Source organism: Psychroflexus torquis ATCC 700755, assembly GCF_000153485.2.
GTDB classification, from domain to species: Bacteria; Bacteroidota; Bacteroidia; order Flavobacteriales; family Flavobacteriaceae; genus Psychroflexus; species Psychroflexus torquis.
Genome location: NC_018721.1, coordinates 3,669,969 through 3,689,012, shown reverse-complemented (window position 1 = coordinate 3,689,012; position 19,044 = coordinate 3,669,969). Strand labels below are relative to the sequence as shown.

The following is a 19,044-nucleotide window of genomic DNA, read 5'->3' as shown; positions in this document are numbered from 1 at the left end:
ACATTTAATAAGTGGATCACTCTCCGCATCATCCTCGATCTAGCTCGAGATAATTTATAAAATTTATGACAGATTTTGAGAAATGGCAGATTGGTATTAGTGTTGTTGGAGTGCTGGTGGTTTTATTTACTGGAATCATGGCTGTATGGATAGGTCAGAAGCAAATCGAAATCAACAACCGACTTGTAGGATTGACAGAAATTGAAAAAGAGCCAATCCTTTACTTAACTGTAGATAATTTCAGAGGTTTTGATGAAGTTGCATTATCAGGTAAGGTAGAAATAAGAGCCAAAAATTACAGTTCTGTACCAATAAGTATTACAGAATATACAGCTTTAAACATGCATGATAGTTCTGAAGCTGTTGAGAAAACTAGTCTAACTGTTTTTCCAGGTACTAGTGTACTAATGGATGTGTTTATTGGTGGAGACAGACCAAAAGGAGATAGGGCTGTTGAGTTCAAATTTCGAGTTACATACAGCAGATATTTAAGTGATATTAATAAATGTGTCGAGGTTGTGTACGCTCTTCCCAAAGGAAAAAGTCTAGCGTTACTGACTCCTTCAAATGATTGTAAGGAGTAGTTAGCTAAGGCTCTAGAGCTATAAAATCAGAATCTCAAAATAACTAAATTATCAAGTTTACCGTGGCCACTGTCCTACCTCGAGACAGCCTGCAAATACCAAAACCCAAACAAGGTCTAAGCTTCGTTTGGGTTTTGGTATTTGCAGAGGCAAAGAGATTCGAACTACATGAGTCGCAACTCACTAATATCACCAAATATTTTCTTCACAAAAAAAGAGTGAAATAAATCATTTTTTTATAACAATTTAGGCAAATGAATAATAGAAGCACTAACGGCTTCAGCAGAATCTTTTAATGCGAAAATTAAAGAGTTCAGAGCTCAGTTTAGAGGCGTTAGAGATGTGAAATTCTTTCTATATAGATTAACTAAATTATTTGCTTAATCGGGACTGCTCCCCTAAAATAGTGTTTGATCCCTTTATAGGTCTAATTTGGTATTAGTCTTTCCTTTCTTGATACAAGTGCCTAGATTCATCCCAATAGAAAAAGCCGCACCTATAAAACAGGAACGGCTTTAACATCTAATTATATACTAACTTTAATTTATTATATTTTAATAGATTATTATCTCTTGATCACTTTATATGTTTTTGATTTAGAACCAACTGATACTTTCATAAAGTAAATTCCAGTTCGTAAGTTAGAAACATTCAATTGGCCAGAAATAGCATTTACTGATTGAGCCACTACTTGTTGCCCAAGAATGTTATAGATAGTGATGCTATCGATATTTACTTGAGAACTAAAGTTGATAGTCTCGTTTACAGGATTCGGATAATAATTAAATTGAGAAAAATCAATATCATCAATTCCTAAATTTCCGCAAGAAACAGACATTGAGAAATCTCCTGTGTTAGATTCAAAACCTTCTACCATAATAGTGTAAGTAGTTGTTCCATCGGAGATAAATGTTACTTCAGACCGCGTGCCACAAAAGTCATCGTTAAATGCAATCTCGTTTAAAGACCCGCAACTATCATCAAATACGTATAAAATAGAATCGTAGTCGGTGCCTCCATCACAAAGCGACAGTGTTACTTCCTCTTGAATTCCTGTTCCCGTAAAGCTATAAAATACGTCTCCACTAGGTTCTCCTCTAGAATCAGTAGCGTCTGTTGTGTTTCCTGTAACAGTTTCACCACAATCAACCGCGATAGCATCCGTACAATCGTCATTGACTACACCTCCGGTGGAGTTACAACTGTACGTTCTAAATGTAAAGTCGAAATTTGGAAAAGTATTCCCTCCAACAAAAGCCTTCCCGCCTGAATAAACATCGCTAAGTACTCCATTTAAACATTGGTTAGCTGATCCCGTTACTCCAATAAAGTAAGTATCTCCAAGAACAACATCAGTTATAGGCCAGAATACATCTAACCATACTGCCGTTCCGTCAGCAACTGCGGTTCCACTAGCTAAAGCAACGCCTGCATTACTTGGAAGAGCATCGTATAGTGTTAATGTTAAATTTGTACCAGCGGTTGGCGGATTTGTAAACTGGAAACCTGCACCAGAACTCTCTGCTTCAAAAGGCTGATAAGACTGTGTAATAGCTCCTTGACTAATATTAGCTATACAAGCGTCTCCGAAATCTTGATTGATCTCAAGCGATGAATCGTCACAGGAATCTCCAAGAACAACACAGCTTACTGCTAAGCTAAATGCACCCGCACTAGAACCAGAACCTTCTATCATAATGAGGTATGTTGAAGCCCCCTCAGATGTAAATGTAAGTTCGGATTGTAATCCACATGCGTCATCATTCGCTGCAATTTCAGTACCGCCACACTCATCAAATACTCTAATTACTGAATCAAAGTCTGTTCCGCCATCACATAGTGATAAAGTTACATCTTGGTCATTTCCATTTCCAGTAAATGAATACCAAAGGTCTGGAGCAGCATTTCCTCCAGAATCGGTGGCATCTAATGTGCTTCCTGTAACAGTTACGCCACAATCAACCGGAATAGCATCTGAACAATCGTCGTTTGCTATAGCATCGAGGGCCTTACAACTGTAGGTTCTAAATATAAGGTCTGCATCTGGAGAAGGATTACCACCAACAAAAAAGTTCCCGCCTGGATACAAATCACTAGTTGATCCACTTACACATTGGCCAGCTGTTCCCGTTAGTCCAATAAAGTAGGTGTCTCCAGGAACAACAGAAGCTACAGTCCATGATACATCTAACCATACAGCCGTTCCATCAGCAACAGCAGTTCCACTAGTTAAAGCAACACCTCCATCACTAGGAAGAGCATCATATAGTGTTAATGTTAAATTTGTGCCAGCGGTTGGCGCACTTAAAAACTGGAAACCTGCTCCAGAGCTTATGGCCTCAACAGGCTGATAAGACTGTATAACATCTGCTTGAAAAAGAAAAGCCAAACATGCATCTCCAGCATCTTGATTAATCTCAAGGATTGGATTTTCACAGGGAACAGGGCAAGCAATAGAGCTTACTGCTAAGCTAAATGCACCTGCACTAGAACCAGAACCTTCTATCATAATAAGGTATGTTGAAGTCCCTTCAGATGTAAATGTAAGTTCAGATTGTAATCCACATGCGTCATCATTCACTGCAATTTCAGTACCGCCACACTCATCAAATACTTTGATCACTGAATCAAAGTCTGTTCCGCCATCACATAGTGATAAAGTTACATCTTGGTCATTTCCATTTCCAGTAAATGAATACCAAAGGTCTGGAGCAGCATTTCCTCCTGTATCAGTCCCTATAGAAGTGTCACCTAAAATTACATTATTTCCACAACCAACAGGTGCTGCATCTTCACAATTGTCGTTTGATCCTGGATCACCTGGACTACAAGAAATGCTTAAGCTAAAATTACCAGAAGCAAAAAAGCCTCCATCAACCATAATGATATATCTAGAAGTTCCATCAGATGTAAATGTAAGTTGAGATTGGTCTCCACAAAAGTCATCATTTTCAGCAATTATGTTTCCACCACATTCATCAAGAATTAAAAGTTCTGTATCAAAGTCTGTAATATCGTTACATAATGAAACCGTAATCTCCTGCATAACACCTTCACCTGTAAAAGAGAAAAATACATCTCCTCCAAAACTGGTGTTAGAGTCTGTTGCCGTTATTGTTTCACCTACAAAAGTATCACCACAGTTGATATCAACTGCATCAAGACAATTGTCATAATTTATTGGATCGTCTGGGCTACAGCTTAACTCTAAAGTGAACTCACCAGCATTAGAGCCTGAGCCTTCTACTAGAATAAGGTATGTCGATGTTCCATCAGACGTAAATGTGAGTTCAGATTGCGCTCCACACGAGTCATCATTTAGGGTAATTTCATTTCCGTCACATGCATCAAATACACGGAGTACGGTATCAAAACTACTCCCACATAATGATGCAGTAACCTCCTGCGTTATGCCTTCTAGACCTGTAAATGAGTACCAAACATCTGGTGAAGAATTACCGCCAGAGTTCGTTGCTTGTGACGTATCTCCAGTTACAGCTTCACGACATACGAGTGGGGTTGCATCAACACATTCGTTATTGTCTGGAAAAGCAACTTCACACGTCACCTCTAAGTTGAAATCCCCAGATTGATTCCCTATACCTTCAATCATAATAAAATAGGTTGAAGTCCCGTCAGATGTAAATGTTATTGAAGGTGTAAACTGAATTGCTAGGGTTTCAAAACCGCCGCAACTGTCAAACATTCTAAATCCTTCAAGAAAAGAGGTGTTGCCTCAGGGCAAACGCATTAAACTTTCATTAGATTCAGCACTTTTATCAGATAGTGATTGTCCCATCCCGCTTGAAGTCTTCTGCTCTTCACCCCTGTTTTTAATGATTTTTCATTTTTCAATAAATTTAATGCAATTTTATTGAGTATGGAGAAATTTTGAGTGGAGTTACCTGTTCTTTTTCTAGAAGCATCTTCTGAAAAAGCAACATCTAAAGTCCAGTGTAACTTATTTTCTATAGACCAATGAGAACGAATGGCTTTTTGAAAATCTTGGGAGCTAGCCTTTATACTTGAAATATAATATCGTATAGCGTGTTGTGCAGGCTTTTGTGAGTTTTTAAACTCACGTTTGCTTTCTATTTTTATAACACTTGTTAGGTTTTCCCAGTTATTGTTTTTTAAAATAAACTTAAAGTTGCTGATTACACTGCACGTCCTGGTTTCTATTCTGCCATGGTCTAGTTCTTGGCTAAGGTTTGATTCCATAGTTTTTCCAAATCTAAATTCATCTTCAATATGCTCTAGTAACTGAGGTTGATTCTCTTTTACAGCCAAGATATAGTCTGCATTTTTTTTAACGATGGCCTTAGCTATTTTAGTTTGACATCCCATAGCATCAATAGTTACAATAGTATTTTCTATGGATAAGACTTTTAATAATTTTGGAATGGCAGTGATCTCATTTGACTTCTGGGAAACTTTCACTTGTCCTAAAACCAAATTATTGTCATTTGCCCAAGCACTAACCATGTGTACTGGGGATTTTTTACCACCAGCTTTAGCACCTCTAATTGTTTTACCATCTATAGCAATGATTTCTCTGGGCTGTAGTTGTGCAAGAGCACTAACCCATTGTATAAAGCATTTTTCAAATTGATTACTGTCAATATTAGAAAAAACGCGATTAAATGTGTCGTGCGAGGGGATACCATTAGGCAAATCAAGGAAGCTACGAAGAAATTCTTCTTTTGAGTTGGCGTAGTTTTCCATTTCATTCCATGAATCTGCTCCACAAATCACTGAAATAATCCCGATGAGAAGGATGCTTTCTAAATCGTAAAGTTGCTTGTGAGAACGTCTAAAGTCGGGTATTTGACCAAATATGGTCTTTAGCTTTTGGGTAGTTTTCAAAATGTATAAAGTATTGGTTATCAATATAATATACAATATTTTAAACTAAAAAACAACAAATAATATGATGAATTTTAAGTGATTAACACTCATTTTTACCCAATTAACTTAAACTTTTTTTAATGCGTTCGCCCTGGGTGTTGCCTTCACTTATAGACACAGTGACATCTTCCATAATTCCAGATCCAGTATATGAATACCAAACGTCTGATGAAGGTTCTCCACCTGTGTTTGTAGCATATAAAGAACTGCCACTATAAGTCTCGCCACATACTAATGGGACTGCATCTTCACAAAGATCGTTATCTGGTGTACATGAAACAGATAAGCTAAATGCACCACCAGTAGTAACACTACCGGAACCTTCTACCATAATCAAGTATGTAGAAGTACCGTCAGATAAAAATGTAAGTTCAGATTGTTCTCCACAAAAATCATCATTCACATTTATTTCTGTACCGTCACACGCATCAAATACTCTTAAAACAGAATCAAAGTCTGTTCCATCACCACATAATGACAAAGTAATAGGTCGTTCTACACCATCGCCGGTAAATGAATACCAAACATCTGGTGCAATGTTTCCACCTGTGTCTGTAGAAGATGATGTGTCTCCTAATACAGTTTCACTACACGTAATTGGAATTGCACCATCACATGAATCGTTTTCAGCTGGGTTATCTGGATCACATGAAACAGTTAAGCTAAATTCACCACTAGCACTACCAGAACCTTCTACCATAATTAAGTATGTAGAAAAACCATCAGATGTTAATGTAAGTTGAGATTGGGCTTCACAAAAATCATCATTCACATCTATTTCTGCACCATCACACGCATCAAATACTCTTAAAACAGAATCAAAGCCTGTTCCACCACACAATGAAAAAGTAACAACTTGTCCTGCAACAGTTCCAGCATATGAGTACCAAACATCTGGTGTAGAGTTTCCACCTGTATCTGTGGCAACAGAAGTATTACCTGTAAAAGTATCATTACAAACAACTGCAACTGCGTCTGTACAAAGGTCATTGGTAGGGACGCTACCATCAGGACAAAACACGTGGTCATTAATAAGAGGGCTAAAACCAGTTGGGCCACCATTGATTCCCATAATTCTTATTGATTTGATACCCGTAGCAGCTATAGAAACTGGAACTTGTGTGCTTACTGGCACATCTATTGGTCCTAGTGTCCCTAGTGAGACACCGCTATCATTAAAGATGTCTATTGTAACAGATTCTGGAAAACCATCATATGCACTCAAGTTAAAGTCAATAGCATCTACTGTTAGATCATATCGCATTATAAGTACACCATCGAGACTGTTGGAATTGATATTTTGATCTGCCTGACCAAAATAACCTTCACCATTCCATTGGATTGGACCGTTCGGCGATATATAAACACAACCATCTTCTACAAGACCTGGTCCTTGACCATTTACAACAGTAGCATTGAAACATCGGTCAAGATAGCCGCTAACCCACTAGGGAGATTATATGTTTCAAAATTTTCTGTAATACAACTACCAAGAGAAGCGCTTTCCAGCATGTTAACATCTCCGAAAATAATAGATTCAGATTGACTCACAGCCTGTCCCTTTGTTGGAACATATCCATTATTGTCCGTATTAGTTGGACTAGGAGATTGACTAAAGCCAAATGCAAACACTAGAAGTGTTAGTAAAAATGTAATTTTTTTCATTTTTAGAACTTTAATTTACTTGTTAATTTCTAGAATATCCTAGATAATTTAAACTAACGTAGTTAAAATTATTAACATAAATAATCTTTAAAAAATAATTTTTGTTAATTTTATGATGTATTTATTATGTTACTTCTGTCATATCTATTATTTTCACTAATACTCTTTTTTAAAATCCTTTGAATAGTTCTGTATGATTACTCCTTATCATAATCTGGTCGCAAAATTGTAAAAATAGAGTCTCGATTTCATTTTCTAAATTTTATTAAAACATGCGATTGCTGAACATATCCTTTCTGGTTTTTCCTCATAGGTGTCTCCTATTTAACATTTGGCATCTCAAATAGGTCTAATTATTAGATTGAATTTTTCTTAGTGTCTAATGTATTTAAGCAACCACCTTGCTCAAAAAACAATCTGATCTTAATGGGCATCATAACTTTTAATATTGATTTTTTTATAAAAAGTAATTTGATTTATTATTCGGATTTTAAATCGCAGCTCCAACTATTACTCACATCATCTATTTCTGATCAGTAATAAACTTTTTCTCCAAACCCTGCTCAAAATCAAACCACTATCCATTCTCCAAAGCAGGCTATCGGTTAAGAAGTCTTTATATATAATCTTCTAGGTCAACTTATTAATAATTTTGTCCTCTACTCTCAAAGCACAAGTATCGACACCTCAAATTGGTCGCCGGGGATATACTTCTTACAAAGAAGAGGACCTCAAACAACCGAGACCTATAAAATCATTAAAGAATAAGTTATAAATCTTATGAAAATGGTTGACTTATTTAATTTGTGGATAAGATTTGGTTTTTTAAATGGTTATGACATTACAAACCTCCAAAAGTCTGAAAAAGAAACGGCTTTGTTATGCTCCAATTCCTGGACAACATGTAAACCTTTGGACTTTAGAGCATCCACATCCAACTTACTGCAAGTTATAGGGATTTGTCTTTCTTTTAAGAAATCGATTCCAGCTTCATCCAAGTGGTCTCTTTGTTGGTGAGTAATCAAGGCCTTCGTGGTTTTAACTAATACGTCTGAGGCTTGATCTGGTAAAGCGACTAAAGAATTCATAAGAGGCGGAAAGTGTTTAAAAGTAAATGATTCTATACTTCCCACTCCGCTAAACGCACGATAGATATGCTCAGTTTCTGTTTCGATAACAGAAGTAGCATCTCTAAGGTGATGATATGTCATTATTCTGATTTTATTTTTAATTGACTCGATGTTCAATGATAATTCAACTTTTATTATGACGTTAAATTGGTGCTATTGCTTTTATTTGCAAAAAATCAAAAGATGCAGATAAGTATTAAACCTTTTAGTTCCTCTGAAGTTGAATCACTCGCAGAGTTAAGCCAAAAGACATTTTAAGAATCCCATGGACATAGCGCCACTGAAACTGATATTCAAAACTATGTTTATTATCAGTTCAACACCCAAACTTTATTAAAAGCTCTTAATAACTTCAATATCTACTTCCATAAAATACTTTTTGACAACCAACTAGCTGGTTATTCCAAATTAACAGTAAACAAACCTCATCCTCTTACCGATATCTCGCCAATAGCTAAATTTGAAAGGCTTTATCTTTTAAAAGATTTTACGGCCTTGGACTTGGCAAAGAGTTTCTAAAACACGATATAAAAATTGCTAGAACACATCAACAAAAAGCCTTTTGGATATTCGTATGGACTGAAAATGAGAATGGACTTAAGTTTTATAAAAAAAATGATTTTAAAATCATTGGCACTCATAACTTCAAAATAAGTGACCAATATTCCAATCCCAATTTCGTGATGTTGAAATTGTTATAAGTTTTTATAAAAAGAAATCACAAAACGCAAAAGAAGCTTCTTTTGCGTTTTGTGATTAGCGTTATTTTGGCTCCATTAATTCTTATCATACCCTTTTGGTAGCTTCCACCTCACAGGGGCTTCTAGCTCAGGTTTCATCTTAAATTCCTGAGTATTTAGAGGATCTAAGGCTTCTTCTTGTTGAGTGTCTCCGCCTTTTAGAGCTATTTTATGGATCAAGATTAATAAGAAAACTTATGAAAAATAATATAATTCATATATAACTATACGTTTGAATTGAAAATACAAAACAATTAAATTTTACGTTAAAAATGCGTTTAAACAACTCGGCACTCATAATCTTATAATCGATAAGTATTATACCAATCCCAACTATGTACTAGGCTATAGATTTTAGAAATTAAATTTTAATGACATAATTTCAAAAAAAAACGCTTAAGTTTATTTAGACTTAATATAAATAACTATGTTTGCAAAAAATTATACAATGAAACACATTTACTTATTATCAATGTTAATGATCATTTCAATTGGTCTAAGAGCTCAAGTAATTCTTGAGGCAGACATCAATTCTGGGATTGAAAACTCCGGTCCTACAAATCTTACAAATTTTAATGATGAATTGATATTTAGAGCAACTAATGGAGATTCAGACAACGGAGGGAGTGGAAGAGAATTATTCAGATTTACAACAGATGGTAGCGCTTCACTCATTACAGATCTGAGACCTGAAGGAAGTAGCTCACCGAATAATTTAGTAGTTTACAATAATAAATTGTTTTTTACAGCTTTTGATACTAACAAAGGTGGAGTAGATTTATTTTCTTATAATGGAACATCTGCCAACAGTGAGGGTTTATACCCTAATCAATTCTCAGGTCTTTTTAACCCAATAGTAGCTTATGGAAAAATTTATTTTGTTGGTTTTGATTCCAATTTTACTCCAAACAAATTTATAGAGTATGATGGAACGACTGGTGGTGAAGTTTCAGGGTCTGGATCAGAATCTGTCGTTGGAGGCAATTTTATAGATTACAATAATGGATTTTTGTTATATATGGCATCTGATAATTTAGATGTAGGCATAGAATTATTCTTTTACGATTTAGACTCATCAGAATTTAGTCTTATTAAGGATATCGATGAAGGTACTGGGAGCTCTAGCATAAGTGAATTTATAAAACTAGACGGAGATGTATATTTTGAAGCAGAATCTCAAGTTTGGAAAACTAATGGTAGTAACGAAGGAACTGTATTAATTGAAAGTATCGCAAATGCTGGAATAGATAATACGAGAGCTTTTTTTGCTTGGAATGGAGATTTATATTTTGAAGGAGATGCTGGAAGTGGAGATCAACTTTGGAAATACAATCCACAAAACGAACTAGTTATACAATTGAGCAACAATACTGGAGAAAATATGAATCATGATCCAGGTGACTATATCGTATTTGATGGTTTCATCTATTATTCTGCAGAAGATGAAACTGATTCTGAAACCCATTTATGGAGAACCAACGGTACAAACGTAGAACAACTTAATGAAACCTTTATTGATGTTTCCGAGCTAGAAATTTTTGACAATAGAATTTTCTTTAGAGCCAATGAGGAAGGTATTACAGGAAATGAGTTGTTTTCTTTCGATCCTAATACACTTTCTATACAATCTGAAAATCCATTTGCTGAGTTGAAATTATATCCAAACCCAACTCAAGATCTTGTTAGATTTACCAATAACCTTAATGGAGTAGAATACAATCTATACAATCTAAAAGGACAACTTATTGATAATGGTGTTATAGAAAACAATTCCATAAATCTTTCATCATTTAAGGGCACTTTAATTTTGAATGTTACTATAGATCAAAAGCAGAAAAGTTTTAAAATCATTTCAAACTAATTGATGAATTTACGCTTAATTTCTCTCTGCATTTTATTAAGTATCAATTGGATATCCCTTTCACAAAACGGAAGGGATATTTCTGGTATAGTTTATAATGCCAAGGATAGTATTCCTCTTCCTGGTGTTAACATCATCATAAAAGGCACCAATGCTGGAGCAGTAACCAATTTAGGTGGCAGATTTTTTTATACCGTAAAAAAAAAGCCAATTAGTGGTCAAAAGCTAGTTTTTAACTATTTAGGTTTTAAAACTATAACTATAGCATTAGAAAGCCAAAATTATTTTACAATTTATCTTCAGCCTGAAACAGACCATCTAGATGAAGTTATTATCACAACTTCTTATGGCACAACGAAGCTAAAGGAGGAAGCAGTCGCGAGTATTTCTCAAATCAATGAAAGGGATCTTAATGTTAATCAAAGTTTTGAGACTATCGATAAAATGATAGATGGCCTTGCACCTGGAGTGCAAATAGAAGGGAATTCACAACTAGGAACTTCAACACGAATTAATATAAGGGGTCAAGGCACATTTACGCCTCTCAATGGTAATCTATTAAATGCATCTGCTCAGCCGCTTATTATTGTAGATGGAGTAATCCTATCTGAAGAAAATGGATTTGATGATAATCTATTTGATGGTGGAGGTCGGTTTAGCGAACAGTTTTTAAATCCACTTGCCAAGATCCCTCCAGAAGATATAAAAAGCATTTCTATACTTAAGGATGCCTCTGCTGTAAGTATATACGGAGCCGATGGGGCAAATGGGGTAATCTTAATCACCACAAAAAAGGCAGGGAAAACTGATTTTTCAATTAACTTTTCACAACAAGCAGGCTTCTCCACGCCTATCAACCCTATTATTTATTTGAATGGTCCACAATACCATTCCATACTAACAGATTATTATATTAATAGTGGTGAAAGTCCAAGCAATGCGAGTGCTCTGGCTGGATCTAATAGTGTAAACACCAACTGGTTTGACCTAACTAACGAAACCGGGACCTTTACAAGATCTCAGCTCAATTTTGAAGGATCTACAGGGCAATTGGGGTATAGAGCCAATGTATCTTATTTAAATAATGATGAAGTGCAAATAAATAATCAATATGAAAACATAAGAGGGTCGGTTAGCTTCAGCTATTCTAACGAAAAACTAGAAGCCAATTTGAGATTTATTCCTTCCTATGTTATTAAAAATAATCCAAATACTCTTTTTAGTTTTCCCTTGCGACCTAATATATCTCCAAGAGATGAAAATGGTGAATTTAATATTATAGGTGAAGGATCTATAGGTAATCCTCTTGCAGTATTAAATCAAAATAAGGCTACATCAAAAACTATTGGATTATTAACCACACTTAACCTTAAGTATGATGTTGATGAAAATTGGTCGATTTCTACAATTGTAGGAGCCGATCTTACAGATAAAGAACAAGATAATTTTTTTTCAGGTAATAATTCTAGTGGTCGATTTTCTGGAACCTTTGAAGTAGATGAAGTAACATTCCCAAACTGGGGAAGAAAACTGATTCAAAATAGAAGCGTAGAATCTTACCAATTCAACGCTGTTTTAAGCTACAATAAGCAATTTGGAGATCACTCTATTGATGGCATACTGGGAACAGAAGTCAGAGAGGAAAGTATTAAAGCTGAACGCTTTTTTGGGAGGGGATACATTTTGCAAAATAGGGATAACAGTTTGGAAGAAGCAAATGAGGTCGTCTTCAATTCTTTCACCTCAGAAAATGCGAGGACTTCTCTTTTTACTCAGCTCAATTATGACTTTTTAAAAAAATACTTTATAACGACTAGCTTTAGGGAAGATAAAAGCTCTGCTTTTGGAGGAGATATTAACGCCGCATATAATGGTGCTGTGGGATTAAGTTGGATATTAAGCAAAGAGGATTTTTTTAAAATTGATGCCGTATATTTCTTAAAGTACCGCATCAGTTATGGGTCTTCTGGAAACTCAAGAATAGGAAGTTTTAGTGCTAGAGGACTATATAATACCAATGTACAATCAATTGCTGGAGGTTACAACTTTGGCTCAGCCACGTTTCCTTCTACTGCTCCTAATCCAGATCTAGGATGGGAACGCAATATCAAATTCAATATGGGTATCGACTTCAATCTTTTGAGCAGATTTAAATTTAGTGTAGATTTCTATAGAGATAAAATAACCAATATTATATCATCTACTAATGCAGTCCCCGAAAGCGGATTTATTAATGTTCAAGCCAATACTGGTAGTATGGAAAACAAAGGGATTGAGTTCTCCTTGTCTTCTGAGATTATAGATAAAGACCAATTCAAATTCAATCTAAATTTTAATTTGTCTAGAAATCGAAATACTGTCCTGAATATAGAAAATTTAAGCTCAGAGTTTTCTGCTTCTCAACGGGCCTCAGCTTTGAGAGTTGGTGAAAGCACTAGTGCAATATGGGGTTATCAATGGATTGGTGTAGATCCAGCAAATGGTCAAGATTTATATCGTGTGGATGGTCAAATCTTTTCAGGCAATTATGTTAGCCAAAATTTTGACTCAAGTCATTGGGAGGTTATAGGTGATCGATTGCCCGAAGTCTACGGCGGATTACAAGCCAATTTTCAATTTTTTAATCAGTGGAGTCTAACAGCTAGGTTCGTGTATAATATTGGTGGAGATATTCTTGTAAATAGAAATTTTGAATCTACAGACCAACTATTACCAAACCGTAATATGATCGTAAATTTGTTAAATTATTGGCAAGAACCTGGAGACATTGCTAGAAATTCTAAACCATCACCTGGACAACCTATCGTTAGTAATTCTACAAAATACGTCTACGACAATACTCACATCAAATTTCAAAATTTTAGCCTCAATTATAAAATTGGTCCTAAATTCTTAGAGATCTTGAATATTTCAAATGCCAATATATTTATAAATGCAGACAACATAGGATATTGGTATAAAAACGGAAGCAGTGAAGGACATAATGGGATTGCAGAATTGCGTTTTGTTTATCCTGAAATGAGAACAATAACAGCAGGAATAAATTTAGGAATATGAAAAAATATAGCCTTATTTGTTTAGTGTTAATTCTAACCTCGTGTGATGATTTTTTGGATAGAGAACCCGTAGAACAAATTTCGTTCAACGAACAACTCTCAACCCTCGAAGGTCACTACCAAGCTTTAGAAGGGGCATATACAAAGTTTGAAGAGTTGAGATCTAGTCTCAAGTTTGTATACGCTGATGCTCTAGCTGGAAATGTGAAGTTTGCTCCTAATACGCAAAGATTAGTCTCAATTGATCCACTTTTTGAAAGGACATATCGTTTTGAAGAAGTCGAAGATGATAGTAATTTTAAATTTGTTTACTTAAATTCTTACCAAATTATAAACGCTGTCAATCTAATTTTAGCTAGAATAGATGATGTAGATGGTAGTGAAGCCGATAAAAATATTATAAGAGCGCAGTCTTTAGCTATGAGAGCCTACCTCCATGCCGACCTTCTTAGACTTTACTCACAACCCTATAATTTTACATTGAATGCTGAACATTTGGGAATTATTTATAATACAGAACCCATAGATATTGGTGTGGATTTTCCAAGTCGGCTCTCTGTTTCAGAAGCTTATGCTTTAGCAGAAGCAGATTATCTTCAAGCTATAGAGTTTTTTGAAAACGCATCTGAAAACCCGAATGAACCCTTGGTTTATTATATGAATTCTCTAAACGTTAAGGCTTTGTTATCCAGACTTTACCTTTACATGGGACAATGGGAAAATGTAATTGTCTATTCCGATCAAGTTATTGCTGAAGGTCCAGAACTTACCTCTAGAGATGTATTGCTTGAAGAATGGCTCAGCTTTCTCCCTATATCCGAGGCCTTATTAGAACTTGTTCCTCCTAGGAGCTTAGATGATGGGTCAGTTAGATCCTCAGTTTCCACTTATTTTCAAGTCATCACAAATTCAGAAGGAAGTATTCTAGAAAATAAACGCTACGCAACCTCTAGAGATTTATCGTCTCTTTATGCCGAGAATGATATAAGGGGGACAAATAGCCTACTCAAAACTTATTTTATACCTACCGAAACATCGTCTGGTCTCCAAGATTTACCCTTCAACTTTACTCAGAAATTTACAGAACAGGATGGTGCAATAGTCATTAGACTTTCCGAAATCTATTTGAATCTAGCTGAAGCTTATGCTAAGACTGGGCAGCAAGATTTAGCTTTAAACAACCTTAATCGAATAAAATTGAGAGCCAATCCTGATGCTGAGCTCTTATTTTCAAATGGAGATGAACTTGTAAATGAAATTTTAGTAGAACGAAGAAGAGAACTTGCCTTTGAGGGTCATCTGTTTTTTGATTTGGCTAGAAATAACAAAAATATAGTTCGAAATGATGGGTGCACAATTTCAGCTTGTACGCTTAGTTATCCAAACCCAAGATTTGTATTGCCTATCCCTGAGAGTTCTATACTTATAAATCAAAACATGATTCAAAATGAAGGATATTAGTTTTACTCTCAAATTTGTATTCTTAACATTAATTTGTGGACTTATGTTATCTTGTGAAAATGATAAACCTGGGTCTGAAGCAAGGTTAGACGTCTCATTTATAAGATTTAGTTTTCAGACTGATTCTAATAACGAACCTCTACAATTTCCAAATTTCGGAAATAACCAAGAGGAACGCTCTGGTTTTACTCTCTCAAAACGCGACACTATCAAACTTCCTTTAGTTTTAACTACTCCAAACTCAATTACAAATATTGAAGTCGTCTTCAAAACTGAATACAATAATGTAGATGAGTCTAACTTTTCAATTTTTACGACAAGTGGTAAACTTCAATTTGATCAAAATCAGCTTTCAGACACCATTTATATTGTCCCAAATAAAAGATTACAAAACTTAAGCAATGCTTCAATTGATTTCCAGATAAATTCGATATCGGATTCAAGTATTAACATTGGATATCCAAATACTTTAAATCCACTAGATAGATTCAGTCTTAGCCTAGTCAATTTTGAGCCAGTCACCTATCAATTTGATACTTCTAGTGTAGAAATTGAAGGGGTTCAGGATGAAAATTACTTTATCGATATTGAATTCGATCAAATAGTGAATTCAGAAAATGTCAATAACTTAAACTGGCTTGATAGTGATTTTGTTCAAAATTCTTGCTCTGATGAAGTGACTTTCAATTTCGACTTTAATCTTGAAATTCAAACTCTTGAAACTCCTAGTAAAAAATTGAGGTATTCAATTGAAATTCTAGAAAATTTCGAAAATATTCCTTCCAGTTTAAATATAAGACTGCAAGATATAGAGGACATAAACTTTACTCGACAAGGACAAAACCTCATTCAATTTTTCAAATCTGGTGAAGTGCCTATACGATCTGGAGATCCTGCAGCATCGTTTTATAATGTTTCCAATCGTTTTTACAGAACTTTTGGTAAAGCTTGGGCTTTTGATGAAACTGATAATGAATGTCAGTGGCAAAATTTCCAGAGTTTTACTAGACCTGTAGAAGTTGAATCTGGCAGTGAATTTGATAATGGCACAGGCTTTCACAAGTACAAAATAGGCTTTAGAAATATCATTAGAAATCCAAACGGGGATATAATAGGTACCAACCCCTTCAACTTAAGACGTTTTTATGATGGAGCATCAGTCCTTTCCCCAGCTTTCTCACAAATGGAATCTTTAGAATTTTTTCCAGAAAATGAATTTGGAGGGAGTGTGAAGTTGAGCATTCAAAATTTAGAGTTTTTAGTGAATGGAGAAACTATCAATATACCTGTATGTGGAAATGGAACTTATACTTATGATAGTGAAAACGACCGCTGGGAGATTTTTTTAACTTTTATCACCGACGAAACTCAGATTAGCGGTAACCCAAGCGTTGAAAAATTTCTTTATATTTATAATGAAAATGTAGGCGAAGATCCAGAGCCTCTAAATGGCTTTGAGTGCGGAACACAAGTAATTTTATGACATTGAAAATTAAACACATTTATTCATTTTTAATACTTGCAGGTTTAATTTTTATAGTCTTAGCTTTTAAAGCCAATGATAAAAATGAAAGTGCAAGTTATAATGACTATGACGAGTTAAGAAAGTTATATGGCAGTGGAGACCAGACTCTATGGCCAGAACCCGTATTGGATCCTAGTATCGATGAAAATAAATTCCAAGACCTTGGAACCTTACTTGAAGTAGAATTTCCAGAGTCGAATCCTTACTCCAAGGAAAAGGCTGAACTTGGTGAACAACTTTTTTTTGAAAAACGCTTATCCCAAAGTGGACAAATAGCATGTGCATCTTGCCATGATCCCTCTCACGCCTGGGCAGATCCCAATCGAAAATCTAAAGGTCACAATGGATTGGAAGGAAACAGAAATTCTATGAGTATCTTAAATACCGCCTATGTAAAAAAATTATTTTGGGATGGCAGAGTAGAAACCCTAGAAGAACAAGTGAAATTTCCTATAGAAGACCCTAGAGAAATGAATTTGTCCTTAGATCTAGCTGTAGAAAACATAAAAAATGCCTCTGGGTATATCGAAAAATTTGAAAATGCTTTTGGTACCAAGCACATTACTGCAGAACTCATTTCTAAAGCTATTGCTACTTTTGAAAGAACTAAAACAAGTGGATTCAGTAAATTCGATAAGTTTATAAATGGTGAAACTAATCTGTTTACAGATGAAGAAGTTTTAGGCTTACATATTTATAGAACTAAAGCTAATTGTATAAGTTGTCACAATACTCCTCTTTTCAGTGACAACCAATTTCATAATGATGGTCAATCTCTTTTTGGCTCCAGCCATCAAGATTTAGGATTATTTGAAAAAACAAAGGATAGCTTAGATATGGGTAAATTTAGAACCCCAAGTCTAAGAGAAGTCAATGAAACTGGTCCTTGGATGCACAATGGTAATTTTTTGACTTTAACAGAAATCATAGATTACTATAATTTGGGTAATCCTTCACCAATTCAAAAAAAGGTTTTAAAAGAGCATAAAGGAACTTTACCAAAAACCTCTACTGTTCTAAGAAATCTGAGATTATCTGATGAAGAAAAATCTGCACTTATAGCATTTATAAAAACCTTATCTTCAAATTTTTAGTATAAATGAATAACTAAATTAACTTATTAGGTTAAATTAGAATTCTTAAAAAAATACCTTAGTTAAATTATAAAATATATTTACATGAGTCTCCTTAGAATCCTATTTGCGATCATTTTGCCTCCACTAGGTGTATTTTTAACCGTTGGGATTCGAGGGGCCTTTTGGCTGAATATTTTATTAACACTTTTAGGCTTTGTTCCAGGGATTATGCATGCTGTATGGATTATTGCTAAAAACGATAAGTAGCAATTATGTTCACCACCATTATTATTTACTACGTCCTAGTGTGTTTATTCTCATTTATAACCCTCATCAAGATAGAGCATTGGGTGATAAGGTTATTTGATTTTCCCAAAGTTTAGCTTTGAGCCTTTTGGGTTTGTTTTCTTGCTGTTTTACTTCAATTTGATTCTATATTGAGATGTATGGGTATGGTGACACCAGCTATTATCTTTCATTGTATAAAACTAATTCCCTGCACTGTATTTTTAAAAAAAGAGGTCGTCAAACAGCCGAGACCCATAAAATTATTAAAGAGTAAGTTAGAAATCTTATGAAAATAGTTGACTTATTTAATTTGCAGACCAGATTTGGTATTTTAAGAGATCATTAAATTTTAGTTTACACATAAAATTCTTCATTATAGCATGACTCTTAAGCTAAAATAAGAAAGCACTTATGAAATTATGAAGTCAAAATCTATAAATTTTTGTGGACTATAAATTTCTTTAATATGGCATATATTCTCTTGGATTAGAACATGCTTTCAATTTCATTTTTGGCCCTTCTCTATTCACAAGAAGCAATGCCAATCATATTAATTTCAAATTTCAAAAAAGACGTTAGCTGCCTTTCGATTTCTATTTAGCAGTAAAAATTAGTAAGATTATCAAGAAAATAACTTGCCGATTTGAAAAAATTGTTAAAAGTTTATCTGAAATATAATGACTTCGTGAGCTATTTTATTAAAACTTTAATTATTAATGGGGCATGAGCACTAAGGATTTAACGCCCTAT

Annotated in this window: 14 protein-coding genes and 1 pseudogene; 9 read left to right on the top strand and 6 right to left on the bottom strand. The window is 34.7% G+C overall.

Annotated features, from left to right (window positions below):
- Nucleotides 1–65 precede the first annotated feature (65 nt).
- Together P700755_RS15895 and P700755_RS21130 are read left to right on the top strand one after the other, a co-directional pair.
- Nucleotides 66–584, top strand: coding sequence for a hypothetical protein (locus P700755_RS15895; protein WP_015025655.1), 519 nt, complete (start codon nucleotides 66–68; stop codon nucleotides 582–584).
- Nucleotides 585–844: 260 nt separating this feature from the next.
- A pseudogene (locus P700755_RS21130) lies at nucleotides 845–968 on the top strand (transposase); the annotation flags it as partial.
- A gap of 181 nt (nucleotides 969–1,149) precedes the next feature.
- Here the strand turns inward: P700755_RS21130 and P700755_RS15890 are convergent.
- The 4 genes from P700755_RS15890 to P700755_RS15875 form a co-directional block, all read right to left on the bottom strand.
- On the bottom strand, nucleotides 1,150–4,290 hold the full coding sequence (locus P700755_RS15890) for a T9SS type A sorting domain-containing protein (RefSeq protein WP_015025654.1): 3,141 nt from the start codon (nucleotides 4,288–4,290) through the stop codon (nucleotides 1,150–1,152).
- Nucleotides 4,291–4,334: 44 nt separating this feature from the next.
- Nucleotides 4,335–5,450, bottom strand: a complete 1,116-nt coding sequence (locus P700755_RS15885) for an ISAs1-like element ISPto5 family transposase (RefSeq protein ID WP_076611591.1) — start codon at nucleotides 5,448–5,450, stop codon at nucleotides 4,335–4,337.
- Nucleotides 5,451–5,553: 103 nt separating this feature from the next.
- Nucleotides 5,554–6,756, bottom strand: coding sequence for a hypothetical protein (locus P700755_RS15880; RefSeq protein ID WP_041758448.1), 1,203 nt, complete (start codon nucleotides 6,754–6,756; stop codon nucleotides 5,554–5,556).
- Between the two features lie 137 nt (nucleotides 6,757–6,893).
- Nucleotides 6,894–7,157 carry a hypothetical protein gene (locus P700755_RS15875; protein WP_041758447.1) on the bottom strand — a complete coding sequence of 88 codons (264 nt, stop codon included), beginning with the start codon at nucleotides 7,155–7,157 and terminating at the stop codon, nucleotides 6,894–6,896.
- Nucleotides 7,158–7,775: 618 nt separating this feature from the next.
- Between P700755_RS15875 and P700755_RS21050 the strand changes: the two genes are divergently transcribed.
- Nucleotides 7,776–7,925 carry a T9SS type A sorting domain-containing protein gene (locus tag P700755_RS21050; RefSeq protein ID WP_083858549.1) on the top strand — a complete coding sequence of 50 codons (150 nt, stop codon included), beginning with the start codon at nucleotides 7,776–7,778 and terminating at the stop codon, nucleotides 7,923–7,925.
- A 65-nt stretch (nucleotides 7,926–7,990) separates the two neighbouring features.
- Here the strand turns inward: P700755_RS21050 and P700755_RS15870 are convergent, their stop codons facing one another.
- Entirely contained in the window at nucleotides 7,991–8,368 is a 378-nt protein-coding gene (locus P700755_RS15870) for an MBL fold metallo-hydrolase (protein ID WP_245535956.1), read from the bottom strand.
- Between the two features lie 695 nt (nucleotides 8,369–9,063).
- Nucleotides 9,064–9,207 carry a hypothetical protein gene (locus P700755_RS20135; RefSeq protein ID WP_157609322.1) on the bottom strand — a complete coding sequence of 48 codons (144 nt, stop codon included), beginning with the start codon at nucleotides 9,205–9,207 and terminating at the stop codon, nucleotides 9,064–9,066.
- A gap of 268 nt (nucleotides 9,208–9,475) precedes the next feature.
- On the opposite strand from P700755_RS20135, the gene P700755_RS15865 reads away from it, so the two are divergent.
- From P700755_RS15865 to P700755_RS19515, 6 genes are all read left to right on the top strand, one after another.
- Entirely contained in the window at nucleotides 9,476–10,888 is a 1,413-nt protein-coding gene (locus tag P700755_RS15865) for a T9SS type A sorting domain-containing protein (protein WP_157609321.1), read from the top strand.
- A gap of 3 nt (nucleotides 10,889–10,891) precedes the next feature.
- Nucleotides 10,892–13,945, top strand: coding sequence for a SusC/RagA family TonB-linked outer membrane protein (locus P700755_RS15860; protein ID WP_015025652.1), 3,054 nt, complete (start codon nucleotides 10,892–10,894; stop codon nucleotides 13,943–13,945).
- On the top strand, nucleotides 13,942–15,405 hold the full coding sequence (locus P700755_RS15855; protein WP_015025651.1) for a RagB/SusD family nutrient uptake outer membrane protein: 1,464 nt from the start codon (nucleotides 13,942–13,944) through the stop codon (nucleotides 15,403–15,405). Before P700755_RS15860 ends, P700755_RS15855 begins: the two co-directional genes overlap by 4 nt.
- A complete protein-coding gene (locus P700755_RS15850) occupies nucleotides 15,392–16,888 on the top strand; it encodes a hypothetical protein (protein WP_015025650.1) in 1,497 nt (498 codons plus the stop codon). Before P700755_RS15855 ends, P700755_RS15850 begins: the two co-directional genes overlap by 14 nt.
- The gene (locus P700755_RS15845; protein ID WP_015025649.1) at nucleotides 16,885–18,024 is read left to right on the top strand and encodes a cytochrome-c peroxidase; all 1,140 of its coding nucleotides are present in this window, start codon (nucleotides 16,885–16,887) and stop codon (nucleotides 18,022–18,024) included. Before P700755_RS15850 ends, P700755_RS15845 begins: the two co-directional genes overlap by 4 nt.
- 84 nt (nucleotides 18,025–18,108) lie before the next feature.
- Nucleotides 18,109–18,273 carry a YqaE/Pmp3 family membrane protein gene (locus P700755_RS19515; protein ID WP_015025648.1) on the top strand — a complete coding sequence of 55 codons (165 nt, stop codon included), beginning with the start codon at nucleotides 18,109–18,111 and terminating at the stop codon, nucleotides 18,271–18,273.
- Nucleotides 18,274–19,044: the final 771 nt, after the last annotated feature.

Coding starts and splice junctions, on each gene's coding strand:
- P700755_RS15850 (WP_015025650.1), top strand. CDS start 15,392: ATGAAGGATATTAGTTTTACTCTCAAATTTGTATTCTTAACATTAATT.
- P700755_RS15870 (WP_245535956.1), bottom strand. CDS start 8,368: ATGACATATCATCACCTTAGAGATGCTACTTCTGTTATCGAAACAGAA.
- P700755_RS15845 (WP_015025649.1), top strand. CDS start 16,885: ATGACATTGAAAATTAAACACATTTATTCATTTTTAATACTTGCAGGT.
- P700755_RS15895 (WP_015025655.1), top strand. CDS start 66: ATGACAGATTTTGAGAAATGGCAGATTGGTATTAGTGTTGTTGGAGTG.
- P700755_RS15860 (WP_015025652.1), top strand. CDS start 10,892: ATGAATTTACGCTTAATTTCTCTCTGCATTTTATTAAGTATCAATTGG.
- P700755_RS15875 (WP_041758447.1), bottom strand. CDS start 7,157: ATGAAAAAAATTACATTTTTACTAACACTTCTAGTGTTTGCATTTGGC.
- P700755_RS15855 (WP_015025651.1), top strand. CDS start 13,942: ATGAAAAAATATAGCCTTATTTGTTTAGTGTTAATTCTAACCTCGTGT.
- P700755_RS19515 (WP_015025648.1), top strand. CDS start 18,109: ATGAGTCTCCTTAGAATCCTATTTGCGATCATTTTGCCTCCACTAGGT.
- P700755_RS15880 (WP_041758448.1), bottom strand. CDS start 6,756: ATGCGATATGATCTAACAGTAGATGCTATTGACTTTAACTTGAGTGCA.
- P700755_RS15890 (WP_015025654.1), bottom strand. CDS start 4,290: ATGTTTGACAGTTGCGGCGGTTTTGAAACCCTAGCAATTCAGTTTACA.
- P700755_RS15865 (WP_157609321.1), top strand. CDS start 9,476: ATGAAACACATTTACTTATTATCAATGTTAATGATCATTTCAATTGGT.